Here is a 20,264-nt window from a genome sequence, read left to right as displayed (position 1 = left end):
ATGCTTAGAAAAGTTTTTGTATTATTTTTTATTTTATTTATTTCCAAAACCGATGCCCAAACATCGGTTTTGGCTGTTACTGACGAATTTTTAGAAAAAGGGAATTATCAATTAGCATTAGAGCAATTGCAAACTGAAGAAAATCCTTCTATCGAAGTGCTTAATAAATTAGCAGATATCTATCAGAAAACAGGTAACTACACTAATGCAATTAACTACTACAATCAAGTTTATGCTATAAAACCAACCGATAAAGTCAAAGAGCAATTGGGCAAGTGTTATCAGTATACTGGTAATTCTAAAAAAGCGATGCAATTGCAAAGTGAGGTTTTAAAAGATAATCCTGATAATTTATTATTACAATACAATTTGGCTAAACTATACGGTGCCAATAGAAAAACAGAAAAGGCCATTGATTTGTTAAATAGGTTGGTGGTAAAAGATCCTGAAAATCCGAATTACCATTATGAATTAGGTGAAGCCTTAGAAAAGATAAAAAAAAACCCTTTGAGCCCCTATTTAGAAGCCTTTCGATTAGATACTACGCATGTTAAAAGTATGTATCAACTGGCAAAATATTATAATAAAGTTAAGGTGAGAGATTCAGCTGACATATTTATTGATAAAGGACTGGAAATCGATTCTGAAAATTTAAACTTTTTACAATTAAAAGCCCAAAATCAATTTTTAAAGAAGAAATATGATACTACTATAGTGTATCTAAAGCGATTGGAAGCTTTAAACTTTAAAACCCCATTTGTCAATAAATTATTTGGCTTAAGTTATTTTAAAGTTGACGATTATGAAAACGCCTTGTTGTATTTTAAAAAGGTGATGAAAGTAGATTTTAAAGATACAAATACCTTGTTTAATATTGGTTTGGTTTATGTTGCTATGAAAGATTATAAAAATGCGGAAATGACTTTTTATATGTCTATTGCGTTTCAAAGACCAGAATATGATAAAGACTATTTTGAATTAGGTAAAGTTCAGTTAGAACTGAAGAAAGTTAAAAAAGCCATAACTTCTTTCCAGAAAGGTTACGACAATAATCAGAGAAATTATCAACTTTTATTTCAAATAGCAATGCTTTCTGATGATTATTATAAGGATAAAAAAATTGCATTAAGGCATTACAAGGAGTATGTGGAAAATTATTCATCGAAAGATGAAAAATCAACTTTGTATGCAAAATCTCGCATAAAAGAGATTAATAAAGAGCTTTTTATGAAAGGAAAAGAAGAGGAATAGCATTATTTTGCTAAAAAATTGTACTTTCGTCATTGAACAAATTTATACTTAAAAGTAAAAAGTTTAAGTGCTTTTATTATAACCATCAGCAATGTTAAGGCGAACCCTAAGTTTTCTTTTTTTTATACTTTTATGTACTTCATGCGAGTACTTTTGGTCTAGTTCATCTACATCAAAAAGTAACTTAGAAGTAGCTAATACTATTATTGATTTTACAAAAGTAGATACGTATCCTGTGTTTTCTGATTGTGAGAATTATGCGGAAAGTGATAATCAAAAAGATTGCTTCTACAAAATGCTACCTCAAAAATTAGGTGAGTCTTTAAGCAAAGAAGATATAAAGGTTAAAAAAGTAGTTAATGATGTCGCTTGGATTGATATTCTAATAGATAACACAGGTAGAACAAGTCTTGTCGATATAATTTCTACGACAGAAATTGATGAACAAATTCCTGATTTTAGAAAAATTATAGAACAAAGTATTAATCGCTTGCCAACTATGTTTCCTGCTAAAAAACAAGGTATTTTAGTACGATCTCAGTACAGAATGGCAATTGAAGTAAAGACAATTTAGTTATCATTTTTATAAGTTACCATGTCAGATTGAGCGGAGTCGAAACCTACTTGTAGGTTCGTACACAGAGTTCTCTCCCGAATATCTCGGGACGCTCGAACTGACCAACTTATTTGGTTGTTACTAAGATCGTGTATCTTAAAACCTGATTGCCAACTTCTTCATTAAACGTAACACCTCTGCATACAACAAAATTAGCGTAACGAGTAAATACCTGATTTTAGTGCGATCTCAGTACAGAATGGCAATTGATGTAAAAATAATCTAGTTATCATTTTTATAAGTTACCATGTCAGGTTGAGCGGAGTCGAAACCTATTTGAAGGTTCGTACACAGAGTTCTCTCCCGAATATCTCGGGACGCTCGAACAGACCAACTTATATGGTTGTTACTAAGATCGTGTATCTTAAAACCTGATTGCCAACTTCTTCATTAAACGTAACACCTCTACATACAACCAAATAAGTGTAACGAGCAAGCCCCAAGTGGCAACCCATTCGTAAAATTTGGGTGCTTTACCGAGTTTGCGATCTATAAAATCAAAGTCTAGTAATAATGAGAATGATGCAACTATTGTTGCAATGATATTAAACCCAATAGCGAACCAAGAAGTTCCATAAATATAAGGCAAATTAATACCAAATAGATTCAAAATCCAATTGATGATGTAGATGGTCATAATGGTTATAATGGCAGTAATTATAACACTTCTAAACCTTTTGGTAACCACAACTATTTCAGCTTTATATAGCAGTAGCATAATAAGAAATGTAAGTAACGTAACGCTAACGGCTCGCATAGGCATTCCCTCAAATTTGGCTTCGGCATAGGCCGAAATGCCACCAAGAAAAAGACCTTTGGATAGAGCATAAAGGGGAGTGGTAATTGGAGACCATTTCTTTTTATAGGAAGTAAGAATACTGAATATAACTGCAGCTATCATTCCTCCATACGTGTAGTACTGAACATCAATTCCTTTGTTGACCAAATCCCATACATACCAGGTAGTTAATCCCACTAAAAAAATAGAAAAAAGTGATTTTAAAATAACGCCATTCAGGGTCATTTTGGAAGCGGAACTACGTTTGTATTTCCAAATATACCCGCTAAAAACAGGATTTGATGTACTGTAATTTAAATTTACCATTGTTTATTTTTTAAACGCCCTGTTTTTCCATTGATACCCTTTTTTGAAGGAAAGAATGATGACAAACATACTAAAAAAGGGATAGCAGAAACTGTTTAGGATAAATTTTAGAAAATCAAATGATTGCTTAAAGAAATGAAATGCTTTTATGAGTAGCACAAAATCTACAACCAGTTTAAAGGTAATGATAGTGCATAAATTCTGCCAATTCATATAGCCTGCTAAAAACAATATGATGGATGAAATCCATAGAAAATTCATTACTAAAACAATAAGGCCTACTAATTTTGTAAACCCACTTTTAACTGAGGTTGTTTTGGCTGCCCAACGAACCCGTTGTGAAATTAACGATTTTATTGAGGGTTGAGGTTGCGTTAAAACAACAACTTCATTAGATTTTAGAAAATACACGTTATTTGGAAATTTCTCTTTCATTTTCTCTAGTAAAAACACATCATCACCACTAGCAATTTCTTCGTTTCCACTAAATCCATTTACCTCAATAAAAGCTGATTTCTGGTAACAGAGGTTTGCTCCATTGCATAAAAACGGTTTTTTTAATCCGAACCCTCCAATTGTAGAAGCTTGTAAACTTAAGAAATCAAACAGTTGAAAGTGTTCTAAAAAGGTATTTTCAATCGTATAGGTAACTGGAGCTGCAATTAATTTAGATTCATGAGTTTGTATAAAAGCATCGTAGGTCATTAACCAATTTTTGGGGACTACACAATCAGCGTCTGTAGTAAGTATCCAATCAAATTTTGCTTGTTTTATAGCAGCGTCTATGGCGTCTTTTTTAGGAGAAACAGATGCTCTATTATTTTCTAAAATGCTTAAGGGTAAGCTGGAGTGTGCGGCGATAAAATGCTCTATAAGAGGGACAGAGTTATCGTCAGAAGCATCATTTACCATTTCAATTTCAAAATGTTCTTTAGGGTAATTAAGTAAAACCAAACTGTTCAGTAATTCAGTTAGATTCGCTTCTTCGTTCCGGAAAGGAATAATAATAGAGAATTTAGAAATGGGATTAGTAACTTCTTTGACAAAAGGAGATACGTTGTCAAACCCAATGCTTAGAGCAATTATTAAGGCTCCATAACAAAATAATATGATAATGACTGTGAGTATCATCTTTGTTGATTGGTATTAAAGTTTAGTACAAAATAACTGCCAATCATGGCAGGAAATCCGAAGTTTAGAATCCACATTAGCAAAGTTATGGTTACAATAATCAATTCATTTACACCAACTAAACTAAATAACCATATAGCTACAGATCCTTTTACTAACCAATCTAACAATGCCATACTGGGAATAATAGAGGCCAACAAATACATGCTCGTTATTAACGCCATTGCTGTTGGGTAATTATGGTCAACTCCAAATATCGTTAATAAAAAATAAAACTGATGCGAAAAGAATACATATCTTAAAAAAGAGAAGGTCAACGTTTTTACATGCAAGGTTTTCGGCATTTCTTTTATAAATTGAATTATTTTATCAATATAAAAACCTCTTATTTTTTTTAACCCTTTAATACTACCGCCAATTAAAACAACCAATAATAACGCTATTATATATCCCGCTTTTCTAAAACGAGACAGGTCAATTTCTATATCGAAATTTATCACAATGTACGTTAATCCTAGTATGCCTAATAGCACAGTAATTGCCATTTGGCTACTATTTCCAAGTAGATTTAATAACATTATTTTTCTTCTATTTCCTTTTTTAAAATAAATAGCTTTGGCTCCATATTCACCTATTCTATTTGGGGTGAATAGTGATGCTGTAAGCGAACCTAAACTCTGTCTAAAAGAGTCAAATAAAGAAATATTTTTTATACTTGAAACCAATGTTTTCCACTTAACGATTTCAAAAAACCAGTTGCAGATAGTAAATGACAATAGTATTAAAATGGATTTAGAACTGGTAAAAACACTTTTTTCTAACTGATTGATAAAAGTTTCAATACTAAGTTGGTCGTTATGTAAGGTTTTTTGATAAATAAAATAAAAAGCACCAATAACTATGGTGAGCTTAATTAGAAAAAAAAAGAATTGTTTAGTTTTTTTTTGCAATGCTTCGTACTTTAAAACCTAATTCGTATAAAGAGCAAAAGTAATGATTAATAAACAAGGCTTTTTGTATTCATATGAGCTAATTGATTTATTCTCTAATTATTTTTTACGCCCCAACTTTTATTTGGTTTAGGTCCCATTTCAAAAACTAATTTACCACCGGCTATTAAATCATCATGATGTAATTGACTAGAATTATAGGTTTTACCATTGAACGTTGCCGATTGAATATAAGCATTCTTTTTAGAGTTATTATTTGCAATTATTGTAAAAACCTTACCATTACCTACATTTATTGAAACCTTGTCAAAGACAGGACTACAAAGCTGATATGTAGGGGTTCCTGGTAGTGCAGGGTAAAAGCCTATCGCTCCAAAAACATACCATGATGAAACTTGACCGCAATCATCATTACCTGGTAAACCTCCAACATCATTAAAGAAGTATTTAGCAAGCATATCTCGAACAACTTTTTGAGTTTTCCAAGGTGTACCTAAACTATTATACATATAAGGTGCATGCATGGAGAATTCGTCACCAACATAATACATATCCTTTTCGAAAAAATCGTCAAGGTAGTTTACCAGTTTTTCTTCTCCTCCCATAAAATTGGCTAAACCTGGAATGTCGTGAGGCACTAATAATGTGTGATTTTTATAATATACTTCTGTGTCATGATCTGTGCCTTGTGCCCAAACACTAATACTTTTATCAAAAGGAGGAAGCCACTCACCATTTAATTTTTTACCACGAACTAAACAAGTTTCTTTGTCTAAAACATTAATGTATCGTTTTGAGCGTTGCATAAATTCATCATGATAATCATCTTTTCCCAAAGCTTTAGCCATTTGGGCAATACAATAATCATCATAAGAAAACTCAAGTGTTCTTGCAACAGGTTCGCCATAAAACCCGAAAACATCGGCAGGTACATATCCAATTTCATTAAAGTGCTCAATACCTACTCGGCCTGAAAAACCATGGTTTCCTTTTTCATTAGCATTTTTTAACATGGCTTCAAATGCTAAATCTGTATCAAAACCTCTTATGCCTTTCACATAAGCATCAGTAATAACAGCATCTGAATGCGTTCCCATCATAATACTGCGATACCATGGATTTGGCCATTTTGGTAACCAACCACCTTATTTGTAGGCATTCAACATGCCATTGATAATGTCAGTAGTTTCATCAGGCTTTAAAATTACCCAAAGCGGGTGTAAAGACCTGAAGGTATCCCATAGGGAAAGATCTGTATACATTTGACCCTCATGAACCTGAAAGTCAAACGGACTAAAATATCTACCACCTTCGTTTAAATTGCGAGGGTTTACAAAACATTTGGTTAAGGCAGTATAGAAAATGGCTTTATCATCTTCGGTACCTTCAACCTGAATCATATTTAACTCTTTTTCCCAGACACCAGCAACCTGTGTAACAGCTTTTTTAAAATTGAAATCAGGAAATTCTTCTTCCATATTAGCTCGAGCTTGTGCTATATCAATTAGAGAAGTACCAACCTTCATCTTCACTTTTTCCTGATCCTTAGTATTAAAAGTTACATATACTGCATTTCCATCAGCTCCTTTAAGTGCCATTTGAGGTCCAAGTTTTGGGTCTGCTTTTACGGGTTCCGCACATCTAAATTGCATTTCGGTTGTACTTGAACCGTCATAATACTCTATACGTATATCAATTTTTTTTCCTTTGGTAAGGTTTGCCTTGTAACTATTAGTTCCAGTAGCTCTATACATCCATTGGTCTATTACCATTTTACCGTTAATATACATTCGAGTTCCATCTTTTGTTGTTAATTCAAATATATGTTCACCAGTATACCTTGGTACAAGAGTACAAGTATACTTTGCAGAAAAGAAATCGGCATTAACACCTTCAGCAGGTTCTTTTAACCAATTGTAATTCAATTCAGAATAATCTACTAATACATCGGGCTCTCCTTCTAACTTATCGTTATTATAATATGCTGCTTTAAACCCATTAGGAACCAATTTCGTGCCAACCACATTTGGGAGCATATCTACATTATATACTTTAAATTTCTTATCAAACTTAGCAACAAAGTGATTTTTAAAATGACCTGCAATAACAGTATACCCCTCGATTTCATTTCTCTCAGGTATCACTTTATAGTTCCCTGGAACATACACACCATCTATTACTATTGATGAAGACTTAGATTCTGGAAAAGTAAACTGAAAGAATGCAGTTTTAGAAGCTGCTGTAAATTCGGCTTTTATATCGTAATCATCCAATTGTACTGAGTAATAGTGTGGTTTCGCAATCTCAGAATCATGACTAAATTTTGAAGCACGTGTCTCAGCATCAGTTATAACTTTACCTGTCATTGGCATAATGGACATTGGACCCCAATCACCAACTACAGCTCCGTTTGGGTAACGCGTACCTCGAAATCCTTGAATTTTATTTTGGTCATACCAATAGGGTACTGGAACGGTTATTACCCTATCTGTCCATTTTGCTGTTTGCGGTGTCCAATGTGTTAATGCAGAAGGATTACCTACGATTGGCGATACATAGCCCATAGGTTCTTCGACCTCTGTAACTGTAATATCAGCAATACTTGCCGCTGTGCCAACTCTTGTGTCTACATATCCTAAATATTCTTTTTTAGGAAGAGGATTGTTATTTGCTTCTATTTCACTTTCTACTCTTTGCTCTTTGCAACTAAAACATATTAAGGCAACACTTAAAATAACGGCAATATTTTTTATACAATACTTCATACTATTTAATTTTTTCAATACTAATTTTATTTTTTAACGATCAGCTAAAATCTCTTCCGATTATTCGGATAAATATAGATCATTGGCTTGCTTGTTTCAATTGTTCAATGAAATTGATTGTTTTATTCCATCCATTTTTTTTCTGCCACATTTATCTGTAATATCACCTGAAATAATACATCAGGAAATAAGTGTAGTATTGTACCCGAAAAGGTAGCTTCCAAAGGCAGTAATTAAAACAATAAAGGTTATGTTTTTTTATCTTGCGATTATTTTTTTAATTGTAATTAATTATCTTTTAAAATAGTATCAAATTTATTTGATTACCACTTCTTCCCCATAAAATTCGGTAGTGATCAACTTTTCTCCTTCATACACGGAGAATGTTTTACGGGTCAATTGAATCCCGAATGTTCTGCCCTTCCATGTGATATTAGTTAGTGTCGCCTCACCAATGTCTTCGTGATTAAATGGTTTAATAGTTAATTTGTCTTGTTCTATTTTAACTCCAAAAGTTCCAAAAACAATAGCTTCCATTCCAGCACCAGCCGAAATTTCTAAAGGCATTGACGAACGGTCTTGTTCAGGAATGTCTATTCTTGGATTTTGTGGCAGATATGGGAAATGGTCTACATATCTAATATTACGTTTTAGTACATCCCAACCTTTACCAGCAAAACCTTTTTGGTACAAGTTACGTGAAATACGCCCAGGCATACCGGCATATTGTCCGCCACCTCCCCAGTCAGAGTCAATTAAATCCCAATGCACTTTATCTCTACGAGCAATAGAATAAACGCCATATTTTCCCAAAAACTCACCTTCTTGTAAGTGGCTTACCAAACGATATAATTGGTGGTAAGGAAGAAAATCAGCCCCCAGTAGATCGAACAAATGAAACGTCCAAATAGTGCCTCGTGTTCCGTCAGGATAATAATTATCGAACCAACCTAGTTCCTCATTCCACATATATTTATTAACCAATGATTTTAGTTTTTCAGCATCATTAAAATAAGTTTTCTGAATCTTTTTTTCATTGCGTTTTTTTGCCCAATCTGACATAGTGTATAATAAGTCGATTGTTAAAGTATTCGTAATTGGCACCGCATGATTGTAGCCATCGGTTCGGATTTCAATAATTTTTTCGGTATTGTAGCCTACGTCAATTAGGCCTATTTCGTTGGTATAGTTATTTTGCAGCTCGTCTACCCAACGTTGCATCCATTCCCAAACAGTAACACCAGCAGCTTTTTCATCAAAAATAGAATAGTCACCAGTATGTCTAATGTAAGCTTCAATCATTATTTGAAGTGCAAAAGGTTCTTGAATGTATAGAATATCCCAATGTGCTCCGTTCCAACCTACATAAGTTCTTTTTAATTGTACTTGCTCAAAATCGGTTAAAATAGCAGCTTTCAAACTCTCTGGTTCAAGCATAGCAATTAAATCAGAGGAATATGATGTATCCCAACTAATAGTGTAAGGCCATGTACCTACGGCCCAAAATATATCTGATATATAGTTAGGGTTTTCATAACGACTCATTAATACAGATAAAATACAACGGTAATAATACTTTTCAAGGTCTTTGTTCATACTCTTGAATTTTGGAAGCTTATTGTATGCCCAAGCTAACATATCACGTGTTTTTTTATCAGCACGTTCCATACGTTCTTTAATATTTGACTGAGAAATTTCAGGAGTTCCATTATCTGGTTCGTAAAATTTAACAGCAAAATAGTACGTTTCTGTTTTTCCAGGAGCAATGCTTATTTCAAAACCTTGATCACTTGTTTTTTGTATGGAAGAAGAAACACGGGCATGAGCCATTTCACTTCCAATAGTAAAGGCATCAATAGTTTTTGACTTTGTATTCCCTTCTTTAAAATGCCGAGTCAATTGGTCAGCTACCTGATTTGGAATAATTGTCATCTCCATGTTTTTGGAGTTTCTGTTGGTAAGTTTTAGTTTTATAAAAACTTCATCATCTTCATAGGAAACGTTAGTCCAACTTTCAGCAGCAAAACTTGCCCATTTTTTATTATATTCTTTATGAAAGGTAGCCGTTCTATGGTATTGGTTTGGTTGCCACTTTTCATCTTGTGTTACCATTATAGATGGTGAATTAGGCCGAAAGTTTGAACCCAGTGGGTCGTAACTACCACTATCGTCTATCCAAGATTTCCACTTAGTAGGCACATCATCTTCGATTAAACGTTGTGTATTTTTATCAAAAAAGTTTAAATTGAATTCATAACGACTGCTACTAATGGGTAAAAACTGTACATTGGTAAATTGGGTTACACTATATTGTCTTGGAGAGACAGAACCTCTATAATTTATTAAGATGACATGTTCGTCTTCGAAAGCAATATGCTCCCTATCCATAGCATAAAACTCAGGGTCGGCGGGAGTGATTTCTTTTTGTGCAGATATTTGATTTATTGCTAACAAAAACAAACCAAGAATCAATGTGTTGTTGAGTAACGATTTTGAATTATGTTTTACTTTGTTTGTAAGAACTGTTGTAACTTTCATATTATTCATTTTATAAATTCTTTATTTTATTATTATTTCATCTACAAATAACCATGCTTTGGCTCCAGAAAAGTTATGCCACTCCGGGATATATCCAATATTCTGAGCAAAAACTCTAACATACCTGCAATTTGTTATTGGGAATGAAACCGTTAAATCGGCTTGTTTAGATACTAAACGCTGCCATTCTTTTATAGTTTCTATGCGTCCTGCCGATTTGAAATTTTCACCGTCTTCAGAGGTAAATACTTCTATATAATTAGGGAAAAATACCCATGTCCCAAAATTTTGCAAACAAGATACTGCTACAGATTGCACATCTGTTGCTTTTTTTAAATCTATAGTAACGTCCATATCATTTACTTCAAAGCCTTGCCAATTATTACCCAATGTAAGATTTCCTCTGTAGTTGTCAATTAGTGCAAAATCTCCAGAACTTTTCCATTTTTCGTCATATTTTGTAACATAGCTCACTTCGAAATTTTTTACTTTTTGAAAACCACGATGAACGGTTCCTCTTCCTATATCAGTTCCTATTTCGAATAATGAACCTGTAATCATTACATCTTGATTTATTTCAAATGGCCCTGTATAAAGCGTGGAATTAGTTGTTGGTAGGCTACCATCTTTAGTATACCTTATTTCCCAATCATTATTATTTGGGTTCTCAAATGAAACCTCTCTACTTTCTCTAAATCCGGATGCTCCTACAAGTATTAAATTGGCAATTCCTGTAGTAGTGTGCACTTCTCTTGAGAAATCACCAATTTGTCCTGCATCATCTACTGCGACTACTTTATAGTAATAGGTTGTAAATGGCTGAATATCTTCATCAACAAATAAAAGGCGGTTGTATTCTTTTAGTTGGCGGGTTGCTTTTGCAAAACCATGAGGCGTAACATGTTCGAAGGTTTTCGTTACATCCATTTCCGCAAGTATATTTGTCTTATTAGGAACAAAATCTTTTTCTGTGCTTCTGTAAACGTTATACTTATTAATGTCTTTTTCAATGTTTGTATAAAAGTATAGTCCTATATAATTATTGTTTGTTATTTTACTTATCAAAGTAGAAACCAAACCGAGCACTTTTTTAGGTTTTTCGTTAACTTCTTCTGTTTTTTTCGTTTGTACCCGTATTTCAGAAGATACTTTACCAGCTCTATTGTTTTTACCTATTGCCTCAACTTTGTAATAATAAGAAGTCTCAGGTTCTAATTTATTGTTTTGCCAACCTCTAATATTCAGAACAGGTTCGTCAATAAAATTAGGCTTATCGGTATTGTCCACAAACGTTCTTAATGAAGTTGTGAAATTCGGGGTTTTACTTCTGAAGACTTTATAATAAGAGATGTCGTTATTTTTTGATGAAGATAGATTCCAAGTAAGATTTATTTTGCTATCTGATAGTGAGCTTCCTATGAACTTAACGATTTCGGGTAGTTGACTTTTAACAGGGACGACACGAATGGTACGTAATCCAAATGCTGGGATTATAAATTTGAAACTATTATCCCCAAGTAATTGAAGTGGGTAGTTACGATCAACCTCTACTAAATTTGTTAAATTAGCTTTTTCAATTTGTTTTATAAAATGAGCCTTAACAGTCACAATTTGTTCTTTGCCACTGACCTCTACAAAACGCATAATGTACCCCTCTCCATTAGATTCAGCCGGTTTAATTGTTGAACATAATATACTTTCAGAATCTAATTCAATAAAAGAATTGGATTTTGAAGGCAATACACCTTCTTTTTTTCCAACGGATATAAATGAAGTTAGCGGATTAGCAAAATCACGTCCAAAATTATACGCTTTACCTTCTCTCCAATTTCCAGTATGACTTCTTACAGACCATTTGAAATTTTTCGGACCAGGTTGTGATTGTCTCACATTGGTAAAAAACATATTATTAAGTAAATAAAGGTAGAAGTGACTATGTTTAGCTTTTTTCATGATGTTTTCATAATCATCACCTTTACTCCAATAGGCAGGTCGAGGTTTTCCATACTCCACTAAATCGACATCCTTTACCGCTAGTGTTATGCCCCAATCGTTATTAGAAATGTCAGAAAAATTTTGAATGGAATAATAATCGGTTGATGACCCTTCCATTTGGTCTTCAATAGGTTCCATTATTCCACCTGCAAGCTCGTGTTTGATTGTGAAGTTTGGAACATTGAATGGTAAGCAGTAAAACAAACCTTCTTTACCTTTTGGCGAATAGTTTCTATAATCATCCAAAGTTCTGCCAGAGGAATCCTTATCAAAACTAACTTCAAAATCTATTTGATTACTGTTTTTATAAATGGTTACTTTTTGTACAATATCTTTAGAACCTTCAGCTTCAACTTTGGAAATAATAATGTCGGCAAATGCACCACGTTGTACTTTGAATGTTGCACTTTTACCTTGATACTTTTTGGAGCCTTCTTGATAATTGGTACTCTCAAAACGCTCATAGTAATATTCATTTAATTTAAAGTTGGCATTTTGGTCTATAAGTTCACGTTTTAACTTCTTATCATATAGACTTTTAATACCCCCCGATTTAGCATCAAATGTTATGATATAAAAATCATTTTCAATTTTAGGGGAAGTTTCCGTTTTAAAATTTGCTGATGCTTTTGAGTTATCTAAATGAAGTGTAAAGGTTTTATAACCTAGAGACGGAACTTCTTGAGCATAAAAGAATGCTAAATTATTTTCATCAATTTGAAATTCAACCTCTTTACCTGTTGTGTTATCAATAATTTTTCGAACGCCTTTATTTTTAGGTATCTCAAAATATACATAATCGGAACGTTTACGCACAAGCGGATTATTAATCACTAAGGTGTTTTTACTTTTTGTAGTTATTTGCTTAGTAAATAGGGTTTCAGTGGCTTTTATTACTTTGTCTTGAAATAACTTACTTTCTCTAACCAAATCACGATGCATTTCCTGCTCTAGTTCATAATAGGTTATATTGGCTGCTGTTTGGTCGTCTAATGATGGTGGTGAAAAAACAGGGCCTTCAGAATGTGCTCCGTTAGTATGTTCGCCCCACATTAATAAGCTGTGGTAGGATTGGTAAATATCTATCCAAGGAAAGGCTTTTGGAGCAGAAGCAGAAGCAAATGTTGCCCACTTTTCAGTAGTTGGTAAACTTGCGTTTAATCTTTTTGCTTTTGCTGCATATTCGGCATCAGTTAAATCTTCATCTGCCCAAGCATTCGGAACATCTTGATCAAAAATTTGAAAGGATTCTTTGTTTTGTTGACGACTTAAATCCTCAAAATACATGTCAAAAGTACTAGATACCACTGTGGGATTAGCATACTCTGCGTTCCACTTTTTATAGCTTCTACATTTTTAAAATCTGGCATCCCAAAATCATAACTATCTTCTGCAAGGATGCAAGAGTATGGATAGTTTTTGTGTGCTTCGTAACGTCTAGTAAGTCCTGCAATTTCTCGTGTATCATATTTTATCAATCGGTCAGGTGAGTAATAATGCCAAACTTTACTATGTGTCATTTTAGAATCTTTATCGGGAGATTGCCAGTAAAATGCTGCAGCATCTTCAGCTTTATCAAAAGACTTTACCGTAGAATTACGTCCAAACATAAAGTATGGAATATCAGCCTCTTTGCTGTACATAGCAAGCGACCTTGTAAACCCTACAACATCGGTAATTAGAGCTGTTTTGGATGGTTTGGTAGTAAACCAATCGCTAACATAACGGTTTGGAGTGTAAAACAATCGTGCCATAGCTTCATATCCAAGATGTTCTGTAGAAACAGAATTGTGTACACCGCCTATTGCAATTTGACCTTTATTAACTCGTTCTAGCAACTCTGTTAAAACCTCTTCTGATTGTTCGGATAGATATTGAATCATTGGCTCGCTTGTTTCAATCGTCCAATGAAACTGACTATTCTTAGGCCACCCATCTGTTTTTCTGGAATATTCCATGGCATTTTCAATACCCATTTCTCGAACATCACGCCGCATAAGTTGGTAATAATCAGCGTAGCCTAAATCATGGTGTGAAACTTGTACATCGTAAATTTTCCATGTTTTTGGTGGCAGAAATTGTATTGTGTTTTCCATGATTATAGATCCGTTTTGTGCTATTTTTACCTTAACCTTAACAGGCTTTTTTAGAACAGGAAACTCAAAAGAAATAATATGCTGATTTTTATCTAGTTCTTTAAATTGATATTTTTCAATTCTATCTGGAAATTGTAGTTCCACGTTTATGGATTTAATAGTCTCATCGGTTATCTCAATAATACCTACCTGGACCGGATTTCCGTTGTTTCGCTTTACAAGGGAGGTTGAATAAACAGTAACTATTTCCTCATTAATTTCAATTTTTTGTGCAAATTTTGGATTAAGCGAAAAAATACATAAAAGAGCGATTTTGACTAAATTAGTATGCATAAGTGTTGTTTATTTTTTATTATTAACTAGAGAAATGGCGGCTTTCATATATCCCATGGCATAAGCCATTCCGGCATACCATGGGGCGTCACAGGTCATTTGCGGTGTGTGATCCGGGATCAGCACGCCATCAAAATTGTTTTTCTTAAGGATTTTTAAGATTTTGAACATGTCAATATCACCATCATCCACAAATACCTCCTTGTAATTGGGCACTTTGCCTATGATATTTCTAAAATGGATATAACCAATCTTACCCTGTTTACTGTACGTATTCGTTGCCTCATAAACATCGCCCTCGGTCATTTCGGCAATGGAACCTAAACAGAACTCCAAATTATTTGATGGACTAGGTTTCATATCTATCAATTTCTGGTACATATCGGGTTGATAAACCAATCTTGGTGTGTTGCGAACATACGGCATTGGTGGATCATCTGGGTGGGCTGCCATTTTCACACCTGCTTCCTCGGCAACCGGTAGGATCTCATTCAGAAAATACTGTAGGCGATTCCACAGTTCATCATGGTTGATTTTTGGCAAAGTACCTTCTGGGGCGTTTTCGTCATAAACCATATTCCAAACCATACCATTGGGAATGGGTGTATCATCTCCACCATCCATACCTACAGAAACGGCCTTTCCCCGAGCGTAAGGCCCTTGGTTTCTTGCCGCAACCCCTGCCAATGAAAAATTATAACCAAAAATGGGTATTCCTGCTTTACCCACATTGCGGATAAGTTGCTTCAAGTTTTCCATTTGAAGCTCTTTTTTTGGGCCATCCAATAAGATATCATGCCATTGGGCAGGGTCAAAATTCTCAATAGCCTCTAATTGTAACCCGTGATCATTGATTTCTTTTTTAATGGACATAAGATCTTCGAATGACCAAATATCACTAGGACTACCTGCCTTTCCCCAACCATCCTTACCTCCAATAGGCTGGTCTGCATTATCCTTGTTGTGGCCAAAATAGTCTACCATATGAATTACGAGATGTGTGGCTCCACATTGTTTGGCAAAATTATAGTGCTGGGTATTTAGCATGTGTTTATATAAACCGAATCCTAATTTCATCTTTTTAAATATGTTTTAATTAATTTTATTACAACATGTCAACTGTTTCAAAAAACAACACAAACTGGTGTTTTTATTGCTTTTGTTCTATTTCTTTCGATTAATTTTCCATCATTTTGTACTTTATATACAACTGTGGCATGAGAGTTTTGATGACAGGCAATTAACCATTTTCCATTAGGAGAAATATTAAATTCTCTTAATTCACTTCCTTCGGTATATTTATACTCAACTACTTCTAATTTTTCATTGTTTATTTTAAAAACGGTTATGGCGTCTATGGTTCTGTTAGCAGTATATAAAAAAGTTTGATTTGGATGAATTCTTATGGCGGAAGCACTTGGAATACCTTTAAAATTGGGAGGTATAGAACTATATGTACTAATCTGTTGAAATTTATTTTCAATAAATTTCAGGACTGAAACTTCGCCAGATAATTCATTTAAAACATATGCTAAAGTTCCATTTTTATTAAATACCATGTGTCTAGGACCACCTCCCATAGAAACTTTAGTATCATAGTTTGGTTCAGCTATAAGTTTAGTCCCGTTAAAATGATAGGCTTTAATGCTATCAATACCTAAATCACAAACATAAACTTCTTTTTTATTCGGATGAATAGCGACCTGATGTGCATGAGCACTTTCCTGACGTTCTTTATTAATACTTACCCCTGTGTGTTGATAATTATTGGTACATTTTAAAAGTTTTCCAATTGAGTCTAAAGGAAATTGAAGTATGTTTCCTGTTTCATAACAGGCTACGAAAATATTATTATCCAATTTTTCAATATGACAAGGATACCCTCCTGAAATGAGTTGTTCATTCAAAAATTCTAATGAAAAGTCATCATTGATTTGATATGCCTGAACTTTTGGCATTTTATCTAGACCAACCTCTGTATTACAATATAAAAATTTACCATCCTCACTGATTACTAAATAACTTGGATTAATCGTCTTCATCGTATGAAGAACACTTAATTCACCCGTAATATTATTGAGTTGGATTGTGGATATACCATCTCCAAAACCGTTTATTTCGGGGGTTAGCATTTGTGTATAACTGCCGATGAAAAAAGTCGATATTATCATTTTATGGTTCTCTAATTTTATATCAAAACTTAAATTTTTCTAGGAGGACGAGGATCATAAGGTATGGTTGATTGCATATAACCTCCATCAATATATATATCAATTCCAGTCATATAACTTGCCATATCCGAACATAAAAACGCAATGGTTGGAGATACATCTTTTACATTTCCAATTCTTCCTTGAGGTATCCAACCTTGAAATTTATCTACACCAAAATTTGCAATTTCTTTACGATTCATTTCTGTTTCAATGGCTCCTGGAGCTACAGAAATCACTCTAATATTACTTTCAGCAAGTTCCAGCGCCAAACATTTTGTAAACATTTTTAAGCCTCCTTTGGCAGTACAATAATGCGTTAAACCTTTCCTTGGGACAGTATCATGAATGGAAGAAATATTTATAATGACACCACCACCTGATTTTTCCATTCTTCTACCGGCTTGTTGTGCACATAAAAAAGGTCCTTTTAAATTGATATTAATTACACGATCCCATTCATCAACATCTAAATCTAAAATATGGCTATTGCTTTCTGAACCAGCATTGTTAATTAAAATATCGATGCCATTTAATTTTTTATCCATAAGTTGGAACATTGCCTCAACTTCATTGGGTTTTGAGACATTTGCAACACCGATACATACGTTTACGTTAAAAGTTTCTCTTAATTCAGAGGCTAAAATTTCAGCTTTTTCTTTATTTGTAAAATAATTGATAAAAACATCTGCACCATGTGAAGCTAATTCTCTACAAATTTGAGCCCCAATACCTTGTGAGCCACCTGTTACTAATGCTTTTTTTCCTTTTAAATTTATTCCGTCCATATAATTGGTGTTTTAAGAAATTACATAATTCCAAATTTTTTAAATGCCTCTACGGTACTCATTCCCGCCTCTAAAGCTTTTTGTACTAATTTTTCACCTCTTGCCTTTTCAATAGCACCTTCAAACGCTTCATTTTCTGCATCTTTTGGAATTATCAACACACCATCTCTATCTCCATATACAATATCTCCCGGATTTATGTGAACCCCATTAAATTCTATAGGTATTCTATAATCAATAACTTTACCTCTAGGTCCTTGATCTTGTGCATAGGTGCCTAATGAAAAAGTTGGAAAATTTAGTTTTTCTATTTCATTTGAGTCTCTTGAATATCCGTCAACCACAGCTCCTGAAGATTTTAACTTTAGGGCTCTTGTGCTCATTAATCCACCCCATAAGGCATATCTAGGAGATGATCCGGAGCATATGTAGACTTCGTTTTCCTTTAAACTATCTAGAGCTTCAAACATAATTCCGAATGGTTTTTTCATCATTGGATTATTGGTTTGATTAGCTGATTCTGAAAAAACATCAGCTTCAAGTACTGTCATTGCCCGTCCAATAATAACCATGTCTTTTCTTAACGGTTTTATATTTGGGGAAAGAAACTGATGTAAGTATCCCATTTTATCAAGTACATCGCCCACTAAAGCCGTAAACAATTCTTTTTTGGCAATTTCAAATAATTCCTTATCGTTATTCCACAATCCCATAAGTTCTCTTTTAATATTTTTTAGCTTCAATTTTTAAATCATTTATCTGTGCAATATTTAATGGCATATACTCAACATCATTAATATGTGTACCAGATTTTTCTACAATTAGTAATTTACATCCTTCTTCCATGGCTATATTATGCCATACATTTTTAGGCACATTATACACAACATAAGGTTTCACTATATCTGCTGAAAATTTTATAACATTATCTTTAATTGCACCTGAAATTAAAACTGCTTTTCCTTCCAATAAAATAAAAACCTCATCTGTATCATGATGAACTTCCATTTTATTTATATTATTTATATGCTGTTCTTCAAAAAAGTTGAGTTGAGCAATCTGCCACCCTTCTCTAATTAAAAAGGGATTAAAACCAGCTTCTTTTACTGAATAAGATTCTATTAAACTCATTATGTTAAATTATTTAGTTTCATTTTTAAACAATTCTTTTTCTATCTGCTCTAATGATTTTCCTTTCGTTTCAATAAGATATTTTTTATAAAAGAAATAACTTGTTAATGTTGCTAAAGCATAAAATGCAAAAATGTAACCTGTTCCCATTCCATTTGTAAAGGCACCAGCTACAATTGGAAACAAAAACGATGTTAACCCGTTAAAAAACCAATGTGAAAATGTACCTATTGCAACCCCTCTTGATCTAATATTATTTGGAAACATCTCAGAAAATAACACCCAAATTACAGCACCTTGAGAAGCTGCAAAAAATGCAACAAAACCGATTAAACAAATTACTAGGACAAAATTCATAGTTCCAGTTAAGAAGAAAAATGAAAAGATTCCTAAAAATAATGCCATTCCAATAGAGCCAATAAGTAGTAAGATTTTTCGTCCTATTTTATCTATTAATTGCATTGCAATTAAGGTAAATACTAAGTTTGTAATCCCAATTAAAACAGTTTGACCAATAGCTGATTCCGTAGAGAAACCTGCAGTTCTAAAAATATCTGTAGCATAATACATTACAATATTAATTCCTGTAAATTGGTTGAACATCCCAATAAGAATCCCAATAATTACCAATTTAAAATAGGGTTTTTGAAGTAATATTTTACCGCTTTCAACTTCATCCGTATTAATAGATTCTTTTATTTCTGTAAAAGTACTTTCTACATCAGCAACATTATTTACACTTATAATAACTTCTCTTGCCTCTGCCAATTTTCCTTTTGCAATTAACCAACGTGGGCTTCTACCAACAAAAAATAGTAACCCGAAAAACAAAAATGCTGGTATCGCTTCGGAAGCAAACATCCAACGCCAGTTATTTTCACCTATATCTAACAATAAATAATCTGCGTAAAATGCTACTAAAATCCCTAAAACTATTGAAAGTTGAAATGTAATTGTAAGCCTTCCTCTATATTTTGGTGGTGCAATTTCAGTAATGTACATTGGTGAAAGTACCGATGCACCACCAATAGCCATACCTCCTAAAAATCTATAGACAACAAATATTGTTAAACTATCTGCTAAACCTGATCCAATTGCCGAAATTAGAAAGAATAAAGCCATAACCCTTAGCATACTTCGTCTTCCATATTTATCACCTAAGCGACCAATAAAAAAAGCTCCAACGATACAACCTATTAATGCAGAACTTACAGCCCATCCTTGCATTGAGTTTGTTAATTGAAAATAATCCGTAAAAAATGGAAGAGCCCCATTTATTACTGCGGTATCATATCCAAATAACAAGCCCCCTAGAGCTGCAACGAATGTGTAAAAAAAGATTCTCTTCTTCATAA

Annotated in this window: 14 protein-coding genes and 1 pseudogene; 2 read left to right on the top strand and 13 right to left on the bottom strand. The window is 33.5% G+C overall.

What is annotated here, in order from left to right; genetic code table 11:
- Positions 1-1,251, top strand: a complete 1,251-nt coding sequence (locus tag FF125_RS18940; protein ID WP_138951421.1) for a tetratricopeptide repeat protein — start codon at positions 1-3, stop codon at positions 1,249-1,251.
- Positions 1,252-1,342: 91 nt separating this feature from the next.
- Positions 1,343-1,825 carry a hypothetical protein gene (locus FF125_RS18935; RefSeq protein WP_138951419.1) on the top strand — a complete coding sequence of 161 codons (483 nt, stop codon included), beginning with the start codon at positions 1,343-1,345 and terminating at the stop codon, positions 1,823-1,825.
- A gap of 406 nt (positions 1,826-2,231) precedes the next feature.
- Here the strand turns inward: FF125_RS18935 and FF125_RS18930 are convergent, their stop codons facing one another.
- From FF125_RS18930 to FF125_RS18865, 13 genes and pseudogenes are all read right to left on the bottom strand, one after another.
- On the bottom strand, positions 2,232-2,972 hold the full coding sequence (locus tag FF125_RS18930) for a Bax inhibitor-1/YccA family protein (RefSeq protein WP_138951417.1): 741 nt from the start codon (positions 2,970-2,972) through the stop codon (positions 2,232-2,234).
- Positions 2,973-2,975: 3 nt separating this feature from the next.
- Positions 2,976-4,103 (bottom strand): glycosyltransferase family 2 protein, encoded by a 1,128-nt coding sequence (locus tag FF125_RS18925; RefSeq protein WP_138951415.1) that lies wholly within the window; start codon positions 4,101-4,103, stop codon positions 2,976-2,978.
- Entirely contained in the window at positions 4,100-5,053 is a 954-nt protein-coding gene (locus FF125_RS18920; RefSeq protein WP_250629629.1) for a lysylphosphatidylglycerol synthase domain-containing protein, read from the bottom strand. Before FF125_RS18920 ends, FF125_RS18925 begins: the two co-directional genes overlap by 4 nt.
- A 95-nt stretch (positions 5,054-5,148) precedes the next feature.
- Positions 5,149-7,818 (bottom strand): annotated as a pseudogene (locus FF125_RS22180) (GH92 family glycosyl hydrolase).
- Positions 7,819-8,133: 315 nt separating this feature from the next.
- Entirely contained in the window at positions 8,134-10,356 is a 2,223-nt protein-coding gene (locus tag FF125_RS18905) for a glucosidase family protein (RefSeq protein WP_138951410.1), read from the bottom strand.
- A gap of 21 nt (positions 10,357-10,377) precedes the next feature.
- Entirely contained in the window at positions 10,378-13,638 is a 3,261-nt protein-coding gene (locus tag FF125_RS18900; RefSeq protein WP_138951408.1) for a glycoside hydrolase family 38 C-terminal domain-containing protein, read from the bottom strand.
- Positions 13,620-14,780, bottom strand: coding sequence for a glycoside hydrolase family 38 N-terminal domain-containing protein (locus FF125_RS18895; RefSeq protein ID WP_138951406.1), 1,161 nt, complete (start codon positions 14,778-14,780; stop codon positions 13,620-13,622). The genes FF125_RS18900 and FF125_RS18895 overlap by 19 nt, the downstream gene beginning before the upstream one ends.
- A 9-nt stretch (positions 14,781-14,789) precedes the next feature.
- A complete protein-coding gene (locus tag FF125_RS18890; RefSeq protein WP_138951404.1) occupies positions 14,790-15,857 on the bottom strand; it encodes a mannonate dehydratase in 1,068 nt (355 codons plus the stop codon).
- A 47-nt stretch (positions 15,858-15,904) separates the two neighbouring features.
- Positions 15,905-16,951: a lactonase family protein gene (locus FF125_RS18885; protein ID WP_138951402.1), complete on the bottom strand. Its 1,047-nt coding sequence runs from the start codon at positions 16,949-16,951 to the stop codon at positions 15,905-15,907.
- A 29-nt stretch (positions 16,952-16,980) separates the two neighbouring features.
- Positions 16,981-17,778, bottom strand: a complete 798-nt coding sequence (locus tag FF125_RS18880; RefSeq protein WP_138951400.1) for an SDR family NAD(P)-dependent oxidoreductase — start codon at positions 17,776-17,778, stop codon at positions 16,981-16,983.
- Between the two features lie 20 nt (positions 17,779-17,798).
- Positions 17,799-18,491, bottom strand: a complete 693-nt coding sequence (locus FF125_RS18875) for an RraA family protein (protein ID WP_138951398.1) — start codon at positions 18,489-18,491, stop codon at positions 17,799-17,801.
- Positions 18,492-18,501: 10 nt separating this feature from the next.
- Entirely contained in the window at positions 18,502-18,909 is a 408-nt protein-coding gene (locus FF125_RS18870) for a cupin domain-containing protein (protein WP_138951396.1), read from the bottom strand.
- A gap of 9 nt (positions 18,910-18,918) precedes the next feature.
- Entirely contained in the window at positions 18,919-20,262 is a 1,344-nt protein-coding gene (locus tag FF125_RS18865; protein ID WP_138951394.1) for a sugar porter family MFS transporter, read from the bottom strand.
- Positions 20,263-20,264: the final 2 nt, after the last annotated feature.

Source organism: Aureibaculum algae (genome assembly GCF_006065315.1).
GTDB classification, from domain to species: Bacteria; Bacteroidota; Bacteroidia; order Flavobacteriales; family Flavobacteriaceae; genus Aureibaculum; species Aureibaculum algae.
Note: the sequence above shows the minus strand (reverse complement) of the source record. Positions and strands in the feature narration are given on the sequence as shown.

Bases quoted from the DNA above. Each gene is read 5' to 3' on its own strand.
- FF125_RS18940 (WP_138951421.1), top strand. From the start codon at position 1: ATGCTTAGAAAAGTTTTTGTATTATTTTTTATTTTATTTATTTCCAAA.
- FF125_RS18935 (WP_138951419.1), top strand. From the start codon at position 1,343: ATGTTAAGGCGAACCCTAAGTTTTCTTTTTTTTATACTTTTATGTACT.
- FF125_RS18930 (WP_138951417.1), bottom strand. From the start codon at position 2,972: ATGGTAAATTTAAATTACAGTACATCAAATCCTGTTTTTAGCGGGTAT.
- FF125_RS18925 (WP_138951415.1), bottom strand. From the start codon at position 4,103: ATGATACTCACAGTCATTATCATATTATTTTGTTATGGAGCCTTAATA.
- FF125_RS18905 (WP_138951410.1), bottom strand. From the start codon at position 10,356: ATGAAAGTTACAACAGTTCTTACAAACAAAGTAAAACATAATTCAAAA.
- FF125_RS18900 (WP_138951408.1), bottom strand. From the start codon at position 13,638: ATGTATTTTGAGGATTTAAGTCGTCAACAAAACAAAGAATCCTTTCAA.
- FF125_RS18895 (WP_138951406.1), bottom strand. From the start codon at position 14,780: ATGCATACTAATTTAGTCAAAATCGCTCTTTTATGTATTTTTTCGCTT.
- FF125_RS18890 (WP_138951404.1), bottom strand. From the start codon at position 15,857: ATGAAATTAGGATTCGGTTTATATAAACACATGCTAAATACCCAGCAC.
- FF125_RS18885 (WP_138951402.1), bottom strand. From the start codon at position 16,951: ATGATAATATCGACTTTTTTCATCGGCAGTTATACACAAATGCTAACC.
- FF125_RS18880 (WP_138951400.1), bottom strand. From the start codon at position 17,778: ATGGACGGAATAAATTTAAAAGGAAAAAAAGCATTAGTAACAGGTGGC.
- FF125_RS18875 (WP_138951398.1), bottom strand. From the start codon at position 18,491: ATGGGATTGTGGAATAACGATAAGGAATTATTTGAAATTGCCAAAAAA.
- FF125_RS18870 (WP_138951396.1), bottom strand. From the start codon at position 18,909: ATGAGTTTAATAGAATCTTATTCAGTAAAAGAAGCTGGTTTTAATCCC.
- FF125_RS18865 (WP_138951394.1), bottom strand. From the start codon at position 20,262: ATGAAGAAGAGAATCTTTTTTTACACATTCGTTGCAGCTCTAGGGGGC.